The 21715-nt window shown below is 74.2% G+C and carries 15 protein-coding genes; 2 read left to right on the forward strand and 13 right to left on the reverse strand.

The genetic code is table 11. The features are described from left to right. Nucleotides 1-38: 38 nt before the first annotated feature. The 4 genes from PZB77_RS06335 to PZB77_RS06350 form a co-directional block, all read right to left on the reverse strand. A complete protein-coding gene (locus PZB77_RS06335; RefSeq protein WP_275491579.1) occupies nucleotides 39-776 on the reverse strand; it encodes an isocitrate lyase/phosphoenolpyruvate mutase family protein in 738 nt (245 codons plus the stop codon). Nucleotides 777-871: 95 nt separating this feature from the next. Further along, a complete protein-coding gene (locus PZB77_RS06340) occupies nucleotides 872-2278 on the reverse strand; it encodes a lyase family protein (RefSeq protein WP_275491580.1) in 1407 nt (468 codons plus the stop codon). Next, nucleotides 2275-4245 carry an FAD/NAD(P)-binding protein gene (locus PZB77_RS06345; protein ID WP_275491581.1) on the reverse strand — a complete coding sequence of 657 codons (1971 nt, stop codon included), beginning with the start codon at nucleotides 4243-4245 and terminating at the stop codon, nucleotides 2275-2277. Before PZB77_RS06345 ends, PZB77_RS06340 begins: the two co-directional genes overlap by 4 nt. A 1-nt stretch (nucleotide 4246) precedes the next feature. After that, on the reverse strand, nucleotides 4247-6046 hold the full coding sequence (locus PZB77_RS06350; protein WP_275491582.1) for an AMP-binding protein: 1800 nt from the start codon (nucleotides 6044-6046) through the stop codon (nucleotides 4247-4249). 537 nt (nucleotides 6047-6583) lie between these two features. On the opposite strand from PZB77_RS06350, the gene PZB77_RS06355 reads away from it, so the two are divergent. Continuing rightward, nucleotides 6584-7597 carry a hypothetical protein gene (locus PZB77_RS06355; protein ID WP_275491583.1) on the forward strand — a complete coding sequence of 338 codons (1014 nt, stop codon included), beginning with the start codon at nucleotides 6584-6586 and terminating at the stop codon, nucleotides 7595-7597. Between the two features lie 31 nt (nucleotides 7598-7628). Further along, entirely contained in the window at nucleotides 7629-8624 is a 996-nt protein-coding gene (locus PZB77_RS06360) for a histidinol-phosphate transaminase (RefSeq protein ID WP_275491584.1), read from the forward strand. 79 nt (nucleotides 8625-8703) lie between these two features. Here PZB77_RS06360 and PZB77_RS06365 read toward each other — a convergent pair whose 3' ends face one another. The 9 genes from PZB77_RS06365 to PZB77_RS06405 all read right to left on the reverse strand — a co-directional run bounded on the left by PZB77_RS06365 (nucleotide 8704) and on the right by PZB77_RS06405 (nucleotide 21397). Then, the gene (locus PZB77_RS06365; RefSeq protein ID WP_275491585.1) at nucleotides 8704-10029 is read right to left on the reverse strand and encodes an MFS transporter; all 1326 of its coding nucleotides are present in this window, start codon (nucleotides 10027-10029) and stop codon (nucleotides 8704-8706) included. A gap of 232 nt (nucleotides 10030-10261) precedes the next feature. Beyond that, nucleotides 10262-11476, reverse strand: coding sequence for an ATP-grasp domain-containing protein (locus PZB77_RS06370; protein WP_275491586.1), 1215 nt, complete (start codon nucleotides 11474-11476; stop codon nucleotides 10262-10264). Continuing rightward, nucleotides 11473-12849 carry an MFS transporter gene (locus PZB77_RS06375; protein ID WP_275491587.1) on the reverse strand — a complete coding sequence of 459 codons (1377 nt, stop codon included), beginning with the start codon at nucleotides 12847-12849 and terminating at the stop codon, nucleotides 11473-11475. Before PZB77_RS06375 ends, PZB77_RS06370 begins: the two co-directional genes overlap by 4 nt. Further along, a complete protein-coding gene (locus PZB77_RS06380; protein ID WP_275491588.1) occupies nucleotides 12846-15446 on the reverse strand; it encodes an ATP-grasp domain-containing protein in 2601 nt (866 codons plus the stop codon). The genes PZB77_RS06375 and PZB77_RS06380 overlap by 4 nt, the downstream gene beginning before the upstream one ends. A 196-nt stretch (nucleotides 15447-15642) precedes the next feature. Continuing rightward, on the reverse strand, nucleotides 15643-16299 hold the full coding sequence (locus tag PZB77_RS06385; protein ID WP_275491589.1) for a DsbA family protein: 657 nt from the start codon (nucleotides 16297-16299) through the stop codon (nucleotides 15643-15645). After that, the gene (locus PZB77_RS06390) at nucleotides 16296-17975 is read right to left on the reverse strand and encodes a class I adenylate-forming enzyme family protein (protein ID WP_275491590.1); all 1680 of its coding nucleotides are present in this window, start codon (nucleotides 17973-17975) and stop codon (nucleotides 16296-16298) included. Before PZB77_RS06390 ends, PZB77_RS06385 begins: the two co-directional genes overlap by 4 nt. Nucleotides 17976-18147: 172 nt before the next feature. Continuing rightward, nucleotides 18148-19023: a prephenate dehydrogenase/arogenate dehydrogenase family protein gene (locus PZB77_RS06395; protein WP_275491591.1), complete on the reverse strand. Its 876-nt coding sequence runs from the start codon at nucleotides 19021-19023 to the stop codon at nucleotides 18148-18150. Next, nucleotides 19020-21119: an aminodeoxychorismate synthase component I gene (gene pabB / locus PZB77_RS06400; RefSeq protein WP_275491592.1), complete on the reverse strand. Its 2100-nt coding sequence runs from the start codon at nucleotides 21117-21119 to the stop codon at nucleotides 19020-19022. The genes PZB77_RS06395 and pabB overlap by 4 nt, the downstream gene beginning before the upstream one ends. Beyond that, nucleotides 21116-21397: a chorismate mutase family protein gene (locus PZB77_RS06405; protein ID WP_275491593.1), complete on the reverse strand. Its 282-nt coding sequence runs from the start codon at nucleotides 21395-21397 to the stop codon at nucleotides 21116-21118. The genes pabB and PZB77_RS06405 overlap by 4 nt, the downstream gene beginning before the upstream one ends. Between the last annotated feature and the right edge of the window lie 318 nt (nucleotides 21398-21715).

A 21715-nucleotide genomic window follows, 5' to 3' on the forward strand; every position in this document is an offset into this window, starting at 1 on the left:
GCGCCGGCCCGCGCCCGCGCCCGCACGCGCGGGCCGGATCAGGGCTGGGCGACCGAGCGGGCGATGTCGGTCAGAGCGGCCGTCGCCCGGTCGTGGAGTCCGCCGCCGAAGGTGACGCGCGCGGCCCCGAGCCGGCCGAGTTCGGCGGGGGCCGGACCGCCGGGCAGGTACAGGGCGTTCAGCGGGACGGCCACCGCCCCGGCGATCTCGCTCAGCAGGCCGGCGGGGGCCAGGATCGGGTAGACGACCTCCGCGCCGGCCTCGGCGTAGAGGCGGGCCCGCTCGACCGCGGCGGCCGCGTCGCGGTCCCCGTGGAGGAAGGTGTCGATCCGCGCGTTCAGCACCAGCCGGCCGCCCGCCGCCGCGGTGAAGTCGGCCAGGAACGCGGCCTGTTCTCGGGCGTCGCGGAGCTTCTTGGCGCTGTGGTCGGTGTCCTCCAGGTTGCAGCCGGCCGCTCCGGCGGCGAGCAGCCGCTCGGCGACCTCGGCGGCCGGCAGCCCGTAACCGGACTCGATGTCCACGGTCACCGGGACGTCCACCGACCGGATGATGCGGGTGACGGCGGCGAACATCTCCTCGGCCGGGGTGTGTCCGCCGTCCTCGTGGCCGAGCACCGCGGCGACCGCGGAGCTCGACGTCGCCAGGGCGGGGAAGCCGGCGGCGGCGAAGGCGCGGGCGCTCACCGCGTCCCACACGTTGGGGAGCACCAGCGGCTCGGACCGGTCGGGCCGGTCGTGCAGGGCGCGGAAGGTCTCGGCGGGGGCAGGGGACGGCATCGTCGTTCCTCCGTGGATCGGCTGGGCGGGGAGTTGGTGCCGACGGGTCCCGCCGGCCGGTGCGGACCGGGCGGGGACGGCTCGTCGTGGGCGGCTCATCTTTTCAGGGCGCGGTCCACCAGCGCACCGGCGGCGCCGGTGTAGCCGGCCGGGTCGGCCAGCGCCGCCGCCTCGTCCTCGTCCAGGACGCCGGCCGCCTCGGGCAGCCCGGCCAGCGCCTCGGTCAGCGACAGCCCTTCCCGTGCGGCCCGTTCTGCCGCCCGGGTCAGCAGCTCGCGCGCCGGTACCCGGCCCAGCCGGGGGGTGAGGACCGCGGCGAACCGCTCGGAGACGATCTGCCCCGAGGTCAGGCCGAGGTTGGCCCGCATACGGTCGGCGTGCACCGTCAGCCCCCGGGCGAGCTCCACCGCGGTGTGCGCGGCGCCACCGGTGAGCCGCAGGGCTTCCCGCAGCAGCGTCCATTCGGCCTGCCAGCCCCCGGCGGACCGCTCGTCCTCGGTGACCGCCAGACACTGCGTCAGCCCTGCCGACAGCAGCGGTACCTGGAGGGCCGCCGAGCGGATGAGGGTGGCGAGCACGGGATTGCGCTTGTGCGGCATCGCGGACGAGGCCCCCCGTCCGGCGGGCGCCGGCTCGGCGACCTCGCCGATCTCCGTACGGGAGAGCACCTGGACGTCCGTGGCCATCTTGCCGAGACCGGCGCAGGCGTGGGCGAGTGCGGCGCCCAGGGCCGCCACCGGGGTGCGCAGGGCGTGCCAGGGCAGCGTCCCGCGGGCCAGTCCGGTCTCCTCGGCGAAGGCCGTCAGCAGCCGGTCGGCGTAGTCGGCGCCGTCGTCCGCGGAGTGGGTGACGCCGTCGATCCGCGCGTACTCCAGGTAGCCGGCCAGGGTGCCGGCGGCACCGCCGAGGGAGACCGGCAGCCCGTGCGTCCGTACCCGGTCGAGCTGTTCGGCGCCGTCCAGGACGAGGGAGCGCCAGCCGGCCGCCTTGAGCCCGAAGGTGGTGGGGACGGCCTGCAGAGCGAGGGTGCGGCCCGCCATGACCGTGTCGCGGTGCTCCTCGGCGAGGCGGCCGAGGGCGTCGGCGGTGGCGCGCAGGTCGTCGACGACGATCCCGAGCGCCCGGTGGGCGACCAGCATCGCGCCGGTGTCCATGACGTCCTGGCTGGTCGAGCCCCGGTGCACGTACTCGGCGGCGGCCGGGTCGAGGGCGGCGACGGCTGCGGTGAACGCGCGGACGAGTCCGACCACCGGGTTGGCTGTCTCCCGGGCCGCGAGGGCCAGGGCCCGGGGGTCCGGGAGTCCCTCCCCGGCGGCCCGCGTGATGACCGCGGCGGCGTCCGCCGGTACGGCTCCGAGCCGGGCCTGGGCCCGGGCGAGCGCCGCCTCCGCGTCGAGCATGGCGTGCAGCCAGGCGGCGTCCCCGGTCGCGGCCTCCACCGGGGTTCCGGCGCGCACGGGCGACAGCAGACCGCAGTCGAGCGGTGGTGGAGTCAGGGTCATGCGAGAGCCTCCTCGACGGCGGGGTCCGCGGTCCCGGCGGCGGGACGCGGGGGCGGGAGCGCCAGCACCGCCTGGGCGATGGCGTCCGAGTCCTCCAGCGTCACCGAGCCGACTCCCGGCCGGATTCCGGCGGCGGTGACCCAGTGCACGGCCTCGGTGGGGACACCGTAGGCGAAACGGCGCGGATGGGGTCTGCCGTCCGCGTCGACGACCCGGTAGGGCCGTTCGGTGACGGTGAGACCGCCGGTCTCGTGCTGGGTGCCGCAGGTGCCCGCGATCCGGTAGGGACGGCACTGGCCGGTGTCGAGCAGCTGCCGCAGCAGCGGGTCGGCGGTGCGCAGGAGATCCGGTTCCGGCAACCGCGCCTCGATGAGGGCCGTGCACGGCGGCGCGACGTCGGCCGCGTCCCGGGTGGACGCCACGAAGGCGGGACCGTGCGGTCCTTCCTCGACGGTGGTGACCTTCAGGCCCGGCGGCAGGACCTCCACGACGCCGGCTTCGATCAGGGCGCAGAGCTCCTCGATGCGCGAGGCGGGCGGGCCGATGGAGAGGAAGGCGTTCAGCGGGGTGTACCAGCCGTACAGGTCGTCGCGGTGGGAGTTGCCCTCCAGGCCGCCGTGGTCGACCACCAGGCGCAGCTCGTTGCGCAGGTCGCGCAGGACGTCCAGGGCCGCCTTGAGAGGGCCGGTGACGTTGCCGGCGTGTGCCTCGGCCACGTCACGGCGCAGGTGGGGCAGGAGCCACTCCCGGTACGCGGCGGTCGTGGCGAACGTGCGGTCGCCGTAGGGGCGGGCTATCCGCTCCCAGTCCCAGCGGTCGTCGGCCGCGACGCCCTCGGTGTCCAGGAGGGCTTCGCGCGCGGTCTCCCCGGGGGCCTGGGCCCAGGCTTTCGCGAAGGCGCCGGCCTCCCGGCCCCGCGCGGTGAGCAGCGCGGCGTAGTAGACGCCTCTGACCTCGGCGTCGATCAGCGGCCACAGGTCGGTGCCGAAGTGCAGCCAGTCGCCGGCGCGGGTCCGTTCCCGCAGCTCCTCGACCTTGCGGAGCGTCAGCAGCACCGGGTCGTGGCGCCCGTGGGAGCCCTTCTCGTTCTCTCCCCGGGCGTGGTAGGGCACCCCTCGGCGGGAGCCCGCGTACAGGTGCGGTTCCCGGCCGGAGGCCTGGTAGACCAGCCGCTCGCCGGTGCGGACGAAGCGGCCGCCCCGGCCGGTGGTGAAGAGCGCCATGTGGTCGAAGAAGTTCAGCCCGAGTCCGCGCAGCAGCACCGGCCGGCCGGGCCCGATGGCGTCGAGGTCCACGTCGGCGGGATTGCCGGGCGGTACGTGGATCAGCCCGTGCCGGGAGGCGAAGTCGGCGAGCCGCCGCTCCCGGTCGTCCGGCAGTACGGGGAGGTGGCCCTGGGCCAGCACCACGGCGTCCAGGCCGGTGAGTTCGGTGCCGTCGTCCAGCAGCAGGGTCTGCGGGCCGTCCGGTCCGGCCGGGTGGTGGAGGGCGACGGCCCGTGCCGCGTGCGTGTGGACGAGGACGTGGGAGGGCGCGGTCGCCACGAGCCGCCGGTACACCCATCGCAGGTAGTGGCCGTAGAAGGCGCGGGTGGGGTACGAGTCGGGGCCGAGCCTGCGCGCCTCGGCGAGGATTCCGGCCTCGGGCGGGGGGACGGCGGAGGCACCTTGGCGGGCCAGTTCCCGTGCCCACTCGTAGAGGCTCGGGCCGTCCTCGACGGGGCCCTCGAGCCGCACGCTGCTGTCGGTGAACAGGGTGACCTGCGAGGCCACGGTGTTCATCAGCAGGTGGGGCGACTGGGTCGTCCGCCATACCCGGCCGGGGCCGGGCGGGGACGGATCGATCACGTGGACGGTGAGCCGGTCCCGCTGCGGGGACTTCCGCTCCTGCGCGAACAAGCGCTCGAGGACGGACAGTCCGCGGGGGCCGGCCCCCACGACGCCGATGTCCGAAATTCTGCCGGTCATGTCACTCTCCGCTCGACTGCCGTGAGGGGGCGGTGGGCCTGACACCCGGTCGGGTACCGCCGTGGAAGGAACCGGGCGCGGGGCCCGGGGTGAGACGGGTGGAGACTTCGAGGCCGGGTCCGACGGGCAGGGCGATCGAGAGGTACTCCTCGCCGTCCCGGACCCGGTCGAGATAGGGACCGGTCGCGGCGCGGCCGACGGCGATCACGATGGAACCGGGCCGCAGTCTCGGCTCCAGCGCGGTGAGCGCGGGCAGAGCGAGGTCGGCCCGGCAGTCCAGCAGGGCGAGGTCGACCGCCGCCGGTTCGTCCGGGGGCGGACGGCCGAGTCCGTGGACGCCCGCCTCGCGGACGGCCGCCCACCGGGTGAGCGCCAGCGCGGTGAGCCTGGCCCGCGCGGCGGCGGCCCGCCGGGGGTCGGGGAGGAAGCCGGTGATCCGTCCGGTGCCGTTGGCGCGAGCTCCCGCCGCGAGCTGGTCCAGGGCGTCGGCGATGCCGCCGCCGAATCCGACGACGGCCTGCGGGCGCATGGAGCGCACCAGCGAGTACAGCAGTCGGCCGATCTCGGGCCCGGCGGGTTCGCCGGGGGCTTCCGGGCGGGCGGGGCCGACGAGGTGGATGAAGCCGTCGGCGTCGATGGCGGCCCGGAGACCGGTGTGCAGCCAGCCATCGACGACGGCCCGGCCGGAACGCCCGTCCTCGGGGCTGAGGTCCACCGTCGACCCCTCGCCCGAGAGCAGGAGTTCGCCGTCGGCGCCGAGGCCGGTGCGCACGTGCGCCAGCGGGCGGCCGACCGTGCCGGTCCGCCGGGCGGCAGGGGTGTTCCAGCTGACCAGGCAGGTGTTCTCCGGCAGCACGAGGCCCGCGTAGACGGGCAGCCGGAGACTGTCGAGTTCACGCTGCAGGCTGTCGGGAACCTCGGCGCCGCACCACAGTAGCGGGACCTCGTCGGTGCCGAACAGGGCGGAGGCGATCGGCCGGCCCTCCCGGCGGGCGACGCGGGCGGCGCACACGAACGCCACCGCGAGCGCCGGGGTGACGGCGAGGGCCGTGGGCCGTGCGGAGACGGTCCACGGCTGCGCGGCGGATCCCGTCTCCGCGGGCGGCAGGATCAGGCAGCCGCGGTCGAGGACCGCGAGCGGAACGGCCGTCACCGCCTGGACGGGCGTCGACAGCGGCAGGGTGACCGCGCACCGGCTGAAGGTGGCGGGCGGCACCTCGGCGCGCAGCGAGTCGAGCAGGGTGGCCACGGCGTGGCCGCGCACGCCCACCCTCGCACCGCTGCCCGGCCCGTCCGCGCCCGGGACCGCGAGGACCTTGCAGATCCAGTCCCGGGGGTCGGTGGTCACCCGGTACGGGCCCGTGGCGGCCGCGGCGAGTTCCGCCGTGTCGAGCGGGGTCACCGGGCAGCCGGGGGGCAGCACGCCCCGTGGCCCCCAGGCGTCCAGCCGGGCGCGGCCGGGGGCGTCCGCGACCACCGCGTCCACCTCGGCGAGCAGGCCGGCCGCGGTCCGTGCGGAGGCGCCGGGCGGCACCGGGCAGCCGGTCGCGCGCAGGGCGAGCAGAGCGAGTTCGGTCACCGCGAACTCCGGGGTGTCCCCGCAGAGCACGCCGATCCGCAGGGGCCGGCGCCGTACGCCGCTCCGGCCGGCCGAGAGGCGGTCGCCGAGGCACCGCGCGGCCCGGGTGATCTCCCGGTAGGGGTGCACGGCGGCGGTCCGTCCCGTCGCGCCCGCCACCTCGACGAGGGGCCGGTCCGGGTCTTCGGCATGGCGGTGCAGGACGGCCTCAACGGCCCGCACGGCGAGGCTCCTCGGGTCGGTGCCGCACGCGCGGCTGGCTCGGGTCCTGGCTGGGGCGCATCGAAGATCTCCGGCCGGTGCTGGGGGGTGTCCCGCGGAGGGGAACCGGGGCGGGGGAACGTTCCGTCGGGGCGCCGGGCGCCGCGTGGGGCGGTGGAGCACCGCACCGGGCGCCGCTGCGGAGCGTCGGACGGGAGCCGCGACGGCCCGTCAGGCGGCGGCGGAAGCGGCCGACCGGTCGCCGGAGGGCGCCAGCCGGTTCCAGCCGACGTCGTCGTGGCCCCGGAGCCCGGCCGGACCGGCGGTCACCGGCCGTCGCGCGGGGCGCCGGCCGGTGGTAACCGTGTATGAGATTTTCCCGTCCACTGTTTCCCCTCTCCGGGAGAGATCCTGAAAGAATGCCGTGTCTGCGGAAATTTTGGTCGCGTGGCAGCGCCCGAACGGCAACGCCACAGGACAACCGTCGCGGTCCCGGACAGAACTGAGAAGGCGCCACATGCCTCGGGTCGGTGCAGTGCCGTGAAACGAGGGATTCAAATGAATGCAGCTCGACAGAAAACGGACATCGAGAAAGGCCGGACGAAAATCTTGCACACCGTGACCGAACCGATGAGGGCCCCGAGCGAGCCGGACCCCGAAACGATCCCGGGCGGAGCGTCCGACTACCGCGCCACGATGCGAGACGTCGCGGAGGCGTTGAGCGGTCTGTCACGCGCTGTCGCCGAGCGGGCCGATTGGACTCCCCCGTACCGGACGGCTCCGGATTCGTCGGCCGCCTCCGCAGGAAATGGCAGGGCGGATTCCGCTTTTACCTACCTGAACGGCCTTCCCGAGATCAACCGGGCCATCCAGAATGAACTGGACGGCGCCCGGGAGGAGATCCTCACCGCCCAGCCGGACGGCTCCCGCCCGGAGGCCGTGCTGCGCGGGGCGCTGGACTCGGTGAGCCGGCGGCTGGCGGCCGGGGTGGCCATGCGGACGCTCTACCAGCACAGCACGCGGTTCGACGAGCCGACGAAGAAGTACGTCAGGGCGGTGACGGCGCTGGGGGCGCAGGTCCGCACCCTGCCGGAGTTCTTCGACCGGCTCATCATGATCGACCGCACCGTCGCGTTCATCCCGGGCAACCGGGACCGCACGACGGCGGTGATCGTGCGGGAGCCGGCCGTGGTGGGTTTCCTGGCGGACGTGTTCGTACGCCAATGGGACCGGGCCGAGGACTTCCCGTTCATTCCGGTGCGTGCCGCGGAAGCCGCCACCGAAGTGGTCCCCGACATGCGCACGAGCATTCTGAAACTGCTGCTGGAAGGACGTTCCGATCGGGAGATCACCCGCCGTCTCGGTCTGAGCCTGCGTTCTCTGCAAGCTCATGTGGCACGGCTCAAGGAAGACCACGGCGCCCAGCACCGGCTGCAATTGGGATATCTGGTGGGGCGACGCGAACACGAACGCCGTGTCGCACCGGAGGGTATGTGCCCGGTACATGTGCCGGGCTCACCGGCGCATCCTGCCGGTACGCCCGACAGCGCGGTGCGACGGAGCGCGCCCTGAAGAACATCGGGAATTCGGAAGAGGAACACTCATGACCCCGCACGCTCTTGACGCGAACGAGAATCCGTACCCACCGCTCCCCGCGGTCCGGGAATTCCTGGAGGATTTCCTCTCCACGGTCAACCGTTATCCCGACCGCGCCGTCACGGAGTTGACGCAGGCGCTCGCCGAGCGGCTCGGGGTGCCCGCGGCCCGCATAGCGACCGGCGCCGGGTCGGTGGGGGTGACGCAGCATCTGCTGCACGCCCTGCTCCGCGACGGCGGAGAAGTCGTCTACGCCTGGCCTTCCTTCGAGGCCTACCCCCACCTGACCGAGGTGTGCGGAGGCACCTCGGTCAGGGTGCCGCTGCGTGACGAGCGCCACGACCTGGCGGCGATGGCGGAGGCGGTGACCGACCGCACCAGGGTCGTGATCGTCTGCAACCCGAACAACCCGACCGGGACCGCGGTCGGCGAGGCGGAGCTGAAGACGTTCCTGGACGCCGTCCCGGCCGGGGTGGTGGTCCTGCTGGACGAGGCGTACCGGGAGTTCGTCACCGATCCCGGTGTCCCGGACGGTGTCGAACTGAGCCGCGACCGGCCGGACGTGGTCGTCCTGCGGACGTTCTCCAAGGCGCACGGGCTGGCCGGCCTGCGCGTCGGATACGCGGTCGCGCACGAGGAGACGGCGGCCAGGATCCGCGGTGCGGCGGTGCCGTTCGGCGTCAACACCCTCGCCCAGCAGGCCGCCGTCATCTCGCTGCGGGTGGAGGACGAGCTCCGTGAGCGGGTCGCTTCGATCGTCGCGGAACGCGACCGGCTCACGCGCGGTCTCTGCGCACTGGGGCTGTCCACGCCGGCCGCGGCGAGCCAGGCCAACTTCGTCTGGCTGCCGCTCGGCGAGCGCACCACCGCCTTCGCCCAGGCGTGCGCCGCCGCAGGGGCGACGGTGCGCGCCTTCCCCGGCGAGGGCGCCCGGGTGACGGTCGGTGAGCCCGCGGCGAACGACCTCGTGCTGCGCGTGGCCGAGGCGTTCGCGGCCTCCTGAGGCGGGGACCTCGTCCCCGCGCCGGCGTCCGGCCCGGCTCCCGGCGCGGTCTCCCGCGCCGGGAGCCGGGCCCGTCCGCTCAGCTCGCGGGGCGGCCGCCCGCGGTGTCCGTGGCCGGATGCCGCGGGTCTCCGGGCCCTTCCGGCGTCCGGGGGCCCGACGATGCCCGGGTTCCCTCACCGGACCGTGCCCCGGTGAGGTCCCGTCCGGCGGCCGCCCGGCGGACGGCGGGTCCCATCGCCGTGCCGGCGGCCAGGAAGAGGCCGCCGAGGACCAGCCAGCCGGGCTCGCCCCAGGAGAGGATGAGCGCCGTGAGCAGCAGTGGTCCGGCCAGTCGTGCGACGGCGGTGCCGGCGCCGTAGAAGCCCTGGTACTGCCCCTGCTTGTCGGCAGGGGCGAGTCCGAATCCGATCTCCCAGGAGCCCGCGCCGAGCAGCATCTCCCCCAGCACCTGGACGGCGGCCGCCGCGACCAGCAGGGCGATGGCGGACCACGCCGAGGAGCCCAGGGACGAACAGGCGAAGACCCCGCAGGCGAGCAGGAGAAGAACGCCCGCCTGCCGGACCGCCCGGGAGGCGGAGCGCAGACCGGTGACCCGGCCCGCGATGCGTACCTGGAAGAGGACGACGCTCACGGTGTTGAGGACCAGCAGCGCGGAGACGGTCCACCCCGGCGCTTCGGTGCGCTGGACGACCCACAGGGGCAACGCCACGCTGAGCAGCGGCATGTAGAGCAGCATGACCGTGTTGAGCAGGGCGACCACCGCGTACGGCCGGTCGCGCAGGACCGCCATGCGCGGCTCGCCCCGGGCCGGCTCCGCGTTCGCCCCGCCCGTCGGCACGGGCAGTCGGTGCAGCATCCAGGCCGCCAGCGCGAAGCTGAGCGCGTCGAGCGCCAGGGCCGTCAGGTAGGCCTTCTCGGTGTCGAGCTGCAGGGCGACTCCGCCGAGCGCCGCGCCCAGGGCGAGTCCTGCGTTGACCGTCGACTGGAGGTAGGCGCGCGTCTCGGTACGCCGCTCGGGCTCGACCATGGCGGCCAGGAGCGCCTGCCGGGCGGCGGCGAGTCCGCACTGGGCGCAGGCGTACACGCAGACCGCCACCAGGAAGGCGGGGTAGGAGCGTACGAAGAGGAACGAGGCCACCGCGGCGCCGGTGGCGGCCGACATCAGCACCGCGATGCCGCGCGGTCCGCGCCGGTCGGCGAGATGCCCCAGCGGCACGCCGAGCACCGCGCCGAGAGCCCAGCCCAGGGTGAGCGCGGCGCCGATCTGGGTCGGCGAGAGGCCGACGACCCGGTTGAAGAACAGCGCCGAACACACGTAGTACGCGCCGTCGCCGACCGAGTTGGTGAGCTGGGCCAGGGCCAGCTTCCTCGGTGCTCCCGGTGGGGGAATGATCCGGCTCATGCGATGTGCTTCCTCTCCGACCCGGTCCGTGTCCGCGCGGACGCCCCGCGCGGCAACCGGGAGAGTGTGCGCCGCCGCGCCGCGGAATGACATGTTCCTCGGCTTCCTCGGATGAACACCGAGGCGGTCGAAACACTACGGAACCGGCACGAACGGGGGCGAAGACGCGGGGTGAACGACGCGTTGTCGCCCTCCCGCTTGGCCTGAAGCTGCCCCCGTCCGTGTCGTCGGCTCAGCTCACCGAGATCCGCAGGGTCTCCCGTACGAACTTCACGGCGTCCTCGCGCTCGGCCGGAGTCGGGGCGTCGATCAGTACGTGGCCCATGCGCTGGGCGGAGGAGGTGAGGGGGAGCACCCGGTCGCCGGGGCCCTTGCGCAGGCGGACCCGCACCACCGCCGGGTGGTCCTCGGTCTCCCGGACGCCGGCGATCTCGCGGATGGTGCCGGGCGGGGCGGTGGGGAAGACCGTGGCGGCCCAGGACACCGGCTCGCGGGGCAGCTCCGGCGGCCGCAGCCCGAGGGAGAGCCGTACCACCGCCTCGTAGAGGTCGAAGCCGTACGTCAGACCGATCGCGTCGGGCAGGTAGTCGCCCGGGGTGCGGACGGCGATCTCCATGAGCACCGGGCCCCGGTCGGCCATCCGGAACTCGAGGTGGACCAGGCCGGTGCGCATGCCGACGGCGCTCAGCACGCCCCGGGTGAGCGCGTGCACCTGGCCGGCCGCCGGTTCGTCGAACACGTGGCCGCAGTGGTGCGCGAGTTCGACGAAGTAGGGCGGCCGGGTCGTCTCCTTGCGGGTGATGTTCTCGAAGAGCACCTCACCGTCCTGGACCAGCGCCTCCCAGCTGTACTCCGGCCCCTGGATCGCCTCCTCGACGAGGAGTTGGCCCTCCGTCCCGCGGCGGGCGAGGATCTCCTCGACGCCGGCCGTGTCGCGGACCAGCTCCACGCCCTCGCTGCCGGCCAGGGTGAGCGGTTTGACCACGACGGGCAGCCGCTCGGTCATCCACTCGCGGGCCTCGGCGATCCGGCCGACGTGCAGGTACTCCGGCTGCGGGAGCCCGTGCGCGCCGAACAGGGCGCGCTGGAGGGCCTTGTTGCGGGAGACCACGGCGGCGTGCAGCGACGGCCCGGGCAGGCCGGAGCGCTCCTGCGCCAGGGCCGCTCCCATGACCTGGGGTTCCGCGAAGCCGACGATCCCGTCCGGGCGCCGCTCGGCGACGGCGTGGGCGACGGTCCGCGCCCATGCCTCCTCACCGTGGCCCTCGACCCGGTAGAAGTGCTCGGCCAGGGAGGTCGGGCGGCTGTCCCAGGCGGCCCCGGACTCCACGGCGCGGACCCGCAGGCCCAGCCGGGCGGCGGCCGTGAGATAGGGGCGGCCCATCGTGCCCACCCCGACCAGCAGCAGGTCCCGGGGAGCGGCCCCGGTCTCGTCCGGCAGCGTCATGTGCGGTCACTTCTTCCTGCGTCGACGGTGGGTACGGGGCCGGGGGTGGCGGCCTCCCCGGGTGGAGTGGTCTCCGAGGGCCCGGCCGCCACGGCCGTTGCGGCGGGTTCCGGCCCGGCCGCGGCCTCCGGCTCCGTCCCGGGATCCGGTTCGGGCGGGGGCGGCGGCAGGGCGCGGACCACCGGGCCGACCAGCAGGGCCGCCAGCGCGAAGACGGCGGCCAGCGCGAGCCAGCCGGCCGGCCCGGCGGCGATCACCACGGAGGTGATGAGGGCGGGCCCCACGATGCGCTGGCCCGTGCCGCCGAGGCTGAAAACGGCGAGGTAGACGCCCTTGCGGTCCTCGGGGGCGTGCGTGTAGCTCAGCTCCCAGCCGCCGGTGGCCTGCCACATCTCGCCGAACGTCAGCGCCACGCAGGCCACCAGGAGGATGCCGGCGGCGGCCCAGGCGGAGGAAGTGTGTCCGGCCGCCGCGAGTCCCGCGCAGCACAGGGTCATGGCCGCGCCGCCGAGGCGCAGGGCGCGTGCCGCGCCGCCTTCGCGTTCGGCGCCCCGGGCCACGGGTACCTGGAGCACGATCGCCAGCACGGTGTTGACCAGCACCAGCGCCGGCAGCAGACCGGCCGGCATCCCGGTCGCCTGCAGGGCCCACAGCGGGATGCCCACGGACAGGATGGTCACGTGCAGGTTGAGCACCCCGTTGAGCCCGGTCAGCAGTCCGTAGCGCCAGTCGCGGAACTCCCGTACGGCGGTGAACGGCCCGGTCTTGCGCTGCACCGCGTCGGCGCCGTCCAGGCGCAGCCGGGTGAGCATCAGGGCCGAGGCGACGAAGGCGCAGGCGGTACCGAGGACGATGCCGCGGTAGGTCCACACCGTGTCCGCCGTCAGCAGCGGTGCGGCGAGCAGGGCGCCCAGGGAGAAACCGGCGTTGCGCACCGTGCGGATGATCGCCATGGTGCGGGTCCGGTCGGCGCCCCGCACGGTGGCGGAGGCCACCGCCTGCGTCATCGGCTGGGTGGCGGCCTCGGCGGCGGCCAGTGCGCAGGAGACCAGGGTGAACCCCACCACGTCGTGGACGACGCAGAGCGCGGCGAACCCCCCGGCCCGCCAGAGCTGCAGGGCGATCAGGGTGCGCCGGGCGCCGAAGCGGTCCCCGGCCGCGCCGATCGGCACGGTGGTGAGGAAGCCGACCACTCCGGAGACGGCGAGTCCCGCTCCGACCTCGCCGGCCGTCAGACCGACCGAGCGGACGAAGAAGACGGCTGAGGCGGCCAGGTAGAGCCCGGTGCCGACGGCGTTGACCAGCGAGATGACCGCGAAGGAGCGGCCCTCGGGGGTGGCGGGGACGTATCCGCGCCAGAAGGAGCGGCTCAACTCCCCTCCTCCGACGGCGGGACGGCGACCGTCTCCACCCGGATCAGGGCGGCGGCGTGCTCGGCGTTGCGGGCGGCCTCCGCCTGGTCCGCGCCGTCGGCGATGACGTACCCGCTCCGCTCCCAGGAGCTGGTGACGGGCCGCACCACGGCGCCCTCTGCGACGCCGAGGTGGACCTCGCGCACGCCGGGGGCGGCCAGGGCGCGGTCGGCGCCCGTCACCGTCTCGACGCGACCGGGCGGCGGTGTCAGGAACCGTACGGCGGCGCCCCGGCGAGGGGCCGGCACCTCGGGGGCCCGGCCCTCCAGGACGTCCAGCAGGCAGCGCAGGATGTCGGTGTCGTAGGCCAGGTCGATGAGGGCGGTGATGCCGCCGCCGGGCATCCGGCCGGCGCACTCCACCAGGTGCGGGCGGCCGTCCGGCTCGGCGAGTATCCACTCCGAGTGCAGGATGCCCGAGGTGAAGCCGACGGTCTCCGCGAGACGGCCCAGCGAGCGGCGCAGGGCCGCCTCGGTGCCGGCGGGCAGCGCGGCCGGCACCGTGTGGCCGGTCTCGACGGGGTGGCGGGAGGAGAGCAGCGTCTTGGCGGTGACGTTGACGAGGCCCAGGGTGCCCTCGTGGACGACGGCCTCGACGCTCACCTCCGGTCCGTGCAGGCGCTGTTCGGCCAGGTAGCGGGCGGTGGCCGCGTGCCGGGCGCGCAGCGCCGGCTCGTCGGCGGCGCGGGTCCGCTCCCAGGCGGCGGTGATGTCGTCGTCGGGGCCGAGCAGCTGGACGCCCAGACTGGCCTGCCGGTTGGCGGGCTTCAGAACGGCTTCCCCGCCGTGGGCGGCGCGGAACGCCGCCACCTCCTCGGGGCCGGTCACCTCGGTCCAGGCGGGCTGGGCGAGGTCGGTGCCCTCCAGCGCGGCCCGCAGCAGCCCCTTGTCGCGCAGGGCGAGCGCGGCCTTGGAACCCGCGCCCGGCAGGCCCCACTCCTCGGCGAGCGCCGCGGCCGTCGCGACGGCGTACTCGACGACCGGAACGACCGCGCGGACCCCCGGCGGGCGGGGTACGGCGCGGGCCAGGCGGTCCGGGGTGGTCTCGTCCTGGGTGGGGGCCGGCAGCAGGGCCGCCACGCAGGGGTGCCGGTCGGCGAGGCCGTCGAGCCCGCGGGCGGCGATGACGTCGGGCTCTTCCAGGACCCAGACCGAACCGGCCGGGAGCATGTGGTCCAGCTTGCCGAGCATCACCGGGCTGTACCCGACCAGGACGTGGGTGACGCCGTCGGGGTCGGGCCCGGTGTGGACGGTGACGGCGGCCCGCACCTCGGCCTCCAGCGCGTCGAGTGCCTCGGGGTCGTCCGCGTCGATGAGGAAGGAGACCGCGCGATCCTCCGAACTGCGCAGCTCTCCCAGCTCCGCGCCCCGGTCCTGGTGGACGAGGACGGCACGGAGCGTAGGCGGTTCACCGGCGGCGCCGGGTTCGACGCGGGGCCACAGCCCCCGTTCGCCCACCCAGGCGGGGGCGACGTCGAAACCGTCCACGGTGACGTCCCGCAGCACGCCCGGGGTGTGCTCCAGGTAGACCTGGCGGGCCGTGCGCCGGGGCGCGGGGTAGTGGGCCGGCTCGCCGAGGGCGATCCGGATGATCTCCCGCTCCAGCGAGGCACCGGTGGCCAGTTCGTACAGCACGCACAGTCCGTCGCCCGGGGTCCGGGCGGCGACCTCCATCAGGACCGGACGGCCGTCGGCGTCGATCCGCCACTCGGCGTGCGCGACCCCGTCCCGGAAGTCCAAGGCGGCGAGCATCCGGGCGTTGGCGTCGAGGAGGACCTGCTCGTGGGCGGGGCGGTCGCCGGGGACGGTGTGCGAGAGCTCGACGAACCCGGTGGTGTGCGAGTCGGTGGTGTCCTTGCGGGTGACGCCCGCGAACACGGCCGTGCCGCCCTGGACGAGGGACTCCACCGAGTACTCCTGGCCGGATATCCGGTCCTCGATCAGCAGGGTCTCGTGGGCGGGGTAGTAGGCCAGCAGCGCGGTCAGCCGGTCCGCGTCCTCGACGGTCTCCACACCGGAGCTGGAGTGACGGCCGGTGGGCTTGAGGACGGCCGGGTAGCGCACGGCCGAGGCGTCCAGCCGGTCGCGCTCCTCGGGAGCCACGATCCGTACGCCGGGGCTGAACTCCGGCAGGTACCAGCGCTGGAGGTACTTGCTGCGGCACACGCGGGTGGCCCGCAGTCCCGGGGTCGGTACGCCGAGGGCGTCGGCGAGCAGGCCGGTCGGCTCGACCTGGGTCTCCCCCACCGCGCAGGCGCCGACCAGGCGGTACTTCTCGCGCCAGCCCCGGGCCGCGGAGACGGCCCCCGGCAGGTAGGAGTTGTCCCGTCCGGGGTCCCCGTCGACGAAGGCGAACTCGGTGATGGCGGAGGCCGGATGGTCCGGGTCGGCGGCTTGCGCCAGCGCCTCCTCGCGGCTTCCCGCGGGCGTCACGAGCAGGACCTTCAGGCCGCGCGAGGTCAGCTCCGCCAGGTAGGCGGGCGACCGGCACACGACCAGGAAGGAGCCCGCGAGCACGAAGGCCTCCGGCCGCTCTTCGACGGGCAGTGGTTCGTCCATGTCTCTCTCCCCCGGCTGGGTGGTTCGCCGCGGACGGCGCCCGGCGGCGGGTGGCCGGCCCGTGACGGACCGGGGTGCGCGGCCCGCGGTGCGGGGTGGCGCGGGGTGGCGCGCCCCGGCCGGAGCCGGGGCGGGGCGTTCCCGGGGGCCCGCCCCGACCCGGTGCGGTCGGTGCGGGCCCCGGGGACGGGGTCGCTCAGTCGAAGCGGAGCTTGCCGGTCCGGGTCCTCTTCAGTTCGAAGAAGTCCGGGAAGGCGGCCATCGCCCGCGCGCCGTCGAAGATGCGCGCGGCCTCCTCGCCCCGGGGGATCGACTGGAGGACCGGGCCGAAGAACGCGACGTCGTCGATGTGGATGGTGGGCGTGCCCACGTCGTCGCCGACCGCGTCCGCGCCGTCGTGGTGGCTCTTGCGCAGCCACGCGTCGTGCTCGTCGGTGTCGGCGGCCTCCAGCAGGCCGGCCGGCAGCCCGGCGGCCTCCAGGGCCTCGCGGGCGACGGCGAGGTAGTCCTTGTTGCCGCCGTTGTGGATGCGGGTGCCCATCTCGGTGTAGAGGCGTCCGAGGACCTCCTCGCCGTGCGCCTGGGCCGCGGCGGCGCAGACGCGGTTCAGCGCCAGCGAGTTGTCGACCAGGGTGCGGTACCAGTCCGGCAGTTCACGTTCCTCGTTGAGCACGTAGAGGCTCATCAGACGGAACCGCAGGTCCAGCGGGCGGTGCTGCTCCACCTCCAGGATCCAGCGGGAGGTGATCCACGCGAACGGGCAGGCCGGGTCGAAGTAGAAGTCGACCTTGGCGGTGTCGGCGGCGCCGTCGGACGCCCCCGGGTGGGTTCCTGCTGCGGTGGTGCCTGTCATGCGCTGAGCTCCTCCTGGACGGCCAGGGCGCGGCCCTGAGCCTGCTTCACGTAGCTGTCGAGATCGGCGTACTGCTCCCGGAGCTGCCGCTTGAGGACCTTCCCGGTCACTCCGACCGGGATGCCCGTCTCGTCGTCGACGACCTCCAGCAGCCCGAGCGGCGGGTGGCCCGTCGCCCGCAGGGCCTCGTTGGCCCGGGCCAGCAGCTTCTCCGGGTCGGCCACCGCCCGTGCGACGGTGACGACGGCGACCGGGACGCTCTTCCCCGCGCGGCGACCGGCGACGACGGCGACGTCACCGACCTCCGGTACCTCGTTGAGGACGACTTCCTCCATGAACACCGAGTATCCGGTGCCCTGTTCCGTCTCGATGGCGTCGGCGGCCCGGTCCACGAGGAAGAACTCGCCCTCGGCGTCACGGTAAGCCATGTCACCCGGAAGCCAGAAGCCCGCGAGCTGATAGCGGTAGGTCGTGTCGGAATCGCCCCAGTATCCGGGCGTGATGGCGGGGCCCTTCGCCGCCAGGAAGCCGACCTCGCCGTCGTCGGCGCGGCTGCCGTCCTTGCGCAGGATGGTGACCTCGGCGACGCCGACCGGCTTGCCGGCGCAGCGGTCGTTGCGCTCGCTGTCCAGGGTGCGCGCCTTGAGCAGGACGCCCCAGCCGAGCTCGGTGGTCCCCAGGCGGTCGAAGAAGGCCGCGCGTCCGAGACCGGCGCTGCGCATCGAGAGGACCTTGGTGATGTGCGCCTGGTGCACGGCGTCACCGATGGAGACCCACACCTGTACGGAGTCGAGCGCGCCCGACTCCGCCTCGACGTGGGCGAGTTCGGCGTAGGCGTGCGCGAAGGACATCACCGAGGTCGGCTGGTACTTGTGCACGGACGCGGCGAGCGCGGAGCCGCTGCGGTCGTTGAGCGCCACGATCGGGGTGCCGCCGAGGACCGCGTACACGGTGTACGCCACACAGCCCAGGTGCGACTGGGGCAGCGCGGTCATCATCAGCGCGCCGGGGTGCTCGGTGTGGTCGACGAGCCGGAACTTGGGCCCGGAGACGATCGACTTGTGGGTGTGGATGGTGGGCTTGGGCCGCCCGGTGGTGCCGGAGGAGTGCAGCAGCGCCACCGGGTCGTCGTCGTGGTGCTTCCAGTAAGCGGCCTCGGGCAGCTCGGCGGCGGGCGGCGCCGGCAGGTCCTCCTCGGCGGTGGTCCAGCGCAGGCTGGTGCCCTCGTCGGCGGGGCCCAGGAGGTCGAGCCGGCCGCGGTCGGCGTAGAGGCCGACGGGGGTGGTCTGCTCCACCAGCGACTCGACGATCGTCCGCGAGGCGTTGGAGTTGATCAGCAGGGCCACCGCGCCGATCTGGGCGAGCGCGTAGAAGTGCAGGGAGTAGCTGAGGGAGTCCTCCAGCCACACCGCCACCCGGTCCCGCACCCCGACGCCCTGCGCGAGGTACCAGACCGACCAGCTCTGCGCCAGCGCGTCGAACTCGGCGAGGCTGAAGTCGTTCTTCAGCTCCCCGGCCGAGGTCGCTATCGGGCGCGCCGAGTGCAGGAACGGCACCTCGGGGTGCGGGTTGGTGGCGAGGGCCGCGCGCAGCAGGTTTCCACCGCCCACGGTGGAGTCGGCGGCGAGGGCGGACCGCTGTTCCGGCGTGAGGACGGTCGGGGCGAACGTGGTCATGGAGCACCTTCCTGATGTGGATCGGCGGGTCGGGTGTCGGCGGTGCGGGTGCCGGGGGCGGTGATGATGGCACGAGGGGCGCCCCGGGCCGGTGGGCGGACGGGGCCGCGGACCGGGCCGGGGCGGCGGTCTGGGCGGGCTCGGGGTGGGCCGGCGGGCGGTGTGGTGTCCGTCAGAGCCGGGTGAACAGGTGGGCGCAGGAGGCGGCCAGGGGGTCGAGGTCCGCGCCGAGGTAGCCGCGCACGTCGTCGAGGACGCGTCCGAAGCCGTCCTCTCCGCCGTTCTCCACGGCGTCGGCGACCCGGCGGACGCCGTCGGCCAGCGCTTTGCGGGCGGCGGCGGCCTCCGGGTTGGCGTGCTGGACGTCCCAGTACACCTCCGGCGTGCCGGAGGCGATCCGTGCGAGCAGGGCCAGCAACGCGTTGGCCGGCGGCGGCGCGACCGGCCGCAACTGGCGCACCTGCGGCACGAGTTCACCCAGCGCCAGGCCGAATCCCAGGACCGCGGCGTGGGTCAGCGCCTGCGTCGCGCCGGCGAGACGGTCGTGTTCCCGGGCGTCCACCCGGACCACCGTGGCCCCCCAGTCGGCGACCAGTGCCAGCAGACGTTCGACGCCGGCCCCGGCGTTGATCACGACGGCGGCGACCGGCCGGCCCTCGAAGCCCAGCGAGGGGGCGAACATCGGGTTGAGCCCGACCGCCTGGATCCCGGGGGCGTGGGTCCGCACGGCCCCGGTGACGGGTTGCTTGACGGAGAGCGTGTCCACCAGCACCGCGTCGGCGCGCAGATGGCGGGCGACGTGCGGCAGGGCGGCGAGCGCGACCGTCTCCGGTACGGCCAGCACGACCAGGTCGGCGGCCGCGAGTTCGGCGGCGAGCGCCTCGTCGACGGCGGTGATGTCACCGGTCGTACGGCGGGCGCCGGGCGGCCCTCCGGTGCCCGCCGGGTCGACGACGGTCACCTCGCTCCCCGAGCCGAGCAGCCGCTCCGCGAAGAGCGCGCCCACGGCTCCGGCTCCCCCGACGACCAGGGCCCGGCCGGCGGTCACCAGACGCTCCCGGGCGGTCCGTCGGCGGCCTGCTCCCCGCTCCGGGGACCGGTCATGGTGCCGAGCACGGCCGTGACGACCGCGCGGGACTTCACGACGGTCTCCTCGAATTCGTCCTCGGCGTCGGAGAGTGCCACGATGGCGCCGCCGACGCCGAAGGAGAGCCGGTCCCCCGCGGCCACCAGGGTGCGGATGACGATGCTCAGGTCGGCCGCGCCGCTGAGCGAGAACCACCCCAGGCAGCCGGAGTAGACGCCCCGGGGGCCCTCCTCCAGCCGGTCGATGATCTCCATGGTGCGCAGTTTGGGCGCGCCCGTCATCGAGCCGCCCGGGAACGCGGCGCGGACGCAGGAGACCGCCGTCTCTTCCGCGCGCAGCGTGCCGCGGATGGTGGAGACCAACTGGTGGACGGGGGCGTAGGTCTCCACGTGGAAGAGGCTGGGGACGTGCACCGAGCCGACCTCGCACACGACGTTGAGGTCGTTGCGGATCAGGTCCACGATCATCAGGTTCTCCGCGCGGTCCTTCTCCTGGGTGAGCAGGTCCTGACGGAGCGCCTCGTCCTCGGCGGGGGTCGCGCCGCGCGGCCGGGTCCCCTTGATCGGCTTGGACTCGGCGATCCGGTCGGTACCGATCGTCAGGAACCGCTCGGGCGAGGCGCTGAGCACCGCCGCTCCGGGGAAGTCGAGCAGTGCGCCGTACGGCACCGGGCTGATCCTGCGCAGCCGGGAGTAGGTGGTCAGCGGGTCGATCACGGCGTCCAGCTCGACCGTGTTGGTCAGGCAGACCTCGTACGTCTCCCCCTGCCGGATCTGCTCCAGGCTCTCGGCTATCCGGTCGAGATAGGCCTCGCGGTCGTGGCGCGGCTGGACGGTTCCGTCGGCGGCCGGGTCGTTCATGCCGATGGCGGGGAGTTCCCCGGGCCTCTGGGCCGTGTCGTGCCGGGGCAGCCCCCGCAGGGTCTCCTCGGTGTGCTCGAGCCAGCGCAGGGCGTCGGCGTCGTCACCGTCGGCCGAGAGTGCCAGCAGGTAGGTCGCGCCGTCGGCGTGGTCCACGGCCATCATGCGGTCGGCGAAGAGCATCTCGGCGTCCGGCGTGACGGACTTGTGCACCGCCTGCCCGCCGGTCTCGGCCTTCAGCTCGTAGCCGAGGTAGCCGACGTAACCGAGGTTGAACTCGAACGGCACGCCGTCCGGGACGGGGACGGCACGCAGCTTCAGCTGCTCGTCGAGGTAGTCGAAGAAGCCCTGGGCGACGATCTCGCCGTCGGAGTCCGGCCGACCGGGGGTACGGACGGTGACGTGGCCGTCCGCCACCCGGTGGGCGACGTGCTCGGCGAGCGGGCCGCTTCCGTCGCCGAGGAAGGAGAACCGGGACAGTCCGTCGAGGACGATTCCGCTGTCCAGCCAGAAACCGTGGTCGTCGTCGGCGAAGAGGGCGCGGTAGGCGGCCTCGGTGTCCGGCTCGATGTCGAGGCGGCGCACGTGCACCTCGTAGCGGGGGTGCGTGCGCCGGGCCGCCTGGAAGTCGAGTGCGAGGCGGCGGAAGTTGCGCAGGAGGTCGCGGCCGTGCTCGCTGCTGATCGACTCGGGGTGGAACTGCACGCCCCAGATCGGCCGGGAGGTGTGGCGCACGCCCATGACGACGCCGTCCTCGGTCCACGCGATGGCTTCGAGCTCGTCGGGGAGCCGGGTCGCGGCGAGGGAGTGGTAGCGCACGACGTCGTAGGGGCTCGGCAGGCCGGCGAAGATGTCGACGCCGGTGTGGCGTACCGGGGAGACCCGACCGTGCATGGGTTCGGGGGCGAGGCCGACCGTGCCGCCGAACAGGTGGGTGATGCCCTGGTGGCCGAGGCACACACCGAGGGTGGGCAGCCCGCTCTCGGTGATCGCGCGGGCGCTGATCCCGAAGTCGCGCTCACGGTCGGGGCGGCCGGGGCCGGGCGAGATGACGACGGCGTCGAAGTCCTCGATCCGCAGCCGCGCCCAGTCGGCGCCGTTCTTGACGACGACCGGAGGCTCCCCGTTCACCTCGCCGAGCAACTGGTAGAGGTTGTAGGTGAACGAGTCGTAGTTGTCGATCAGCAGGGTTCTCATGCCGTCGCCCCTCCGATCACCAGGTCTTCGACGCGGCATGTCTCCTCGATGATCAGGTCGTACAGTCGGCGCAGGAAGTCCTGGTCGATGCCGTTGCGCGCGCCGAAGCGGGCGGCGCGCTCCTGGACGATGCCGATGCGGTGCGGCTGCATCATGGGGACGTCGTTGTCGCGTTTGAAGTAACCGATCTCCACGCACTTCTCGATCCGGGCACGCAGCTCTTCCAGGAACCGCTCGTCGATCGCGTCGAGCTCGGCTCTGAGGTCGTCAATGGTCACACCGGTTCCCGGCCCACGCCTCACGGTCTCCCCTTCCGCCTTGTCCACCCTGCGAACTCTGCCGGGGGCCGCGCGGAGGCGGCCACCCGTTCGATAGCTCGGATCGACGCAGTGCACTTACTGGGGGGATCCATACGGGGACATACGCGTCAGCCGGGGCAGGTCGCGCCCCGGTCGGCGAGGAGCGGTGCGGGGCCGTGTGGAGCGGCGGGGCGGTGGGGGCGGAGGGCGCGGTGGGGAGTGCGGGAAGGCCGCGGCCGGCGGGCCCCGTCGGTCGGCGTCCACGTCGCGCACCTGGGGAGTACGGGAAGCCCGCGG

The sequence above is a fragment of the Streptomyces sp. AM 2-1-1 genome (assembly GCF_029167645.1).
GTDB lineage: Bacteria > Actinomycetota > Actinomycetes > Streptomycetales > Streptomycetaceae > Streptomyces.

Coding starts and splice junctions, on each gene's coding strand:
- PZB77_RS06335 (WP_275491579.1), bottom strand. CDS start 776: ATGCCGTCCCCTGCCCCCGCCGAGACCTTCCGCGCCCTGCACGACCGG.
- PZB77_RS06340 (WP_275491580.1), bottom strand. CDS start 2,278: ATGACCCTGACTCCACCACCGCTCGACTGCGGTCTGCTGTCGCCCGTG.
- PZB77_RS06345 (WP_275491581.1), bottom strand. CDS start 4,245: ATGACCGGCAGAATTTCGGACATCGGCGTCGTGGGGGCCGGCCCCCGC.
- PZB77_RS06355 (WP_275491583.1), top strand. CDS start 6,584: ATGAATGCAGCTCGACAGAAAACGGACATCGAGAAAGGCCGGACGAAA.
- PZB77_RS06360 (WP_275491584.1), top strand. CDS start 7,629: ATGACCCCGCACGCTCTTGACGCGAACGAGAATCCGTACCCACCGCTC.
- PZB77_RS06365 (WP_275491585.1), bottom strand. CDS start 10,029: ATGAGCCGGATCATTCCCCCACCGGGAGCACCGAGGAAGCTGGCCCTG.
- PZB77_RS06370 (WP_275491586.1), bottom strand. CDS start 11,476: ATGACGCTGCCGGACGAGACCGGGGCCGCTCCCCGGGACCTGCTGCTG.
- PZB77_RS06380 (WP_275491588.1), bottom strand. CDS start 15,446: ATGGACGAACCACTGCCCGTCGAAGAGCGGCCGGAGGCCTTCGTGCTC.
- PZB77_RS06385 (WP_275491589.1), bottom strand. CDS start 16,299: ATGACAGGCACCACCGCAGCAGGAACCCACCCGGGGGCGTCCGACGGC.
- PZB77_RS06390 (WP_275491590.1), bottom strand. CDS start 17,975: ATGACCACGTTCGCCCCGACCGTCCTCACGCCGGAACAGCGGTCCGCC.
- pabB (WP_275491592.1), bottom strand. CDS start 21,119: ATGAGAACCCTGCTGATCGACAACTACGACTCGTTCACCTACAACCTC.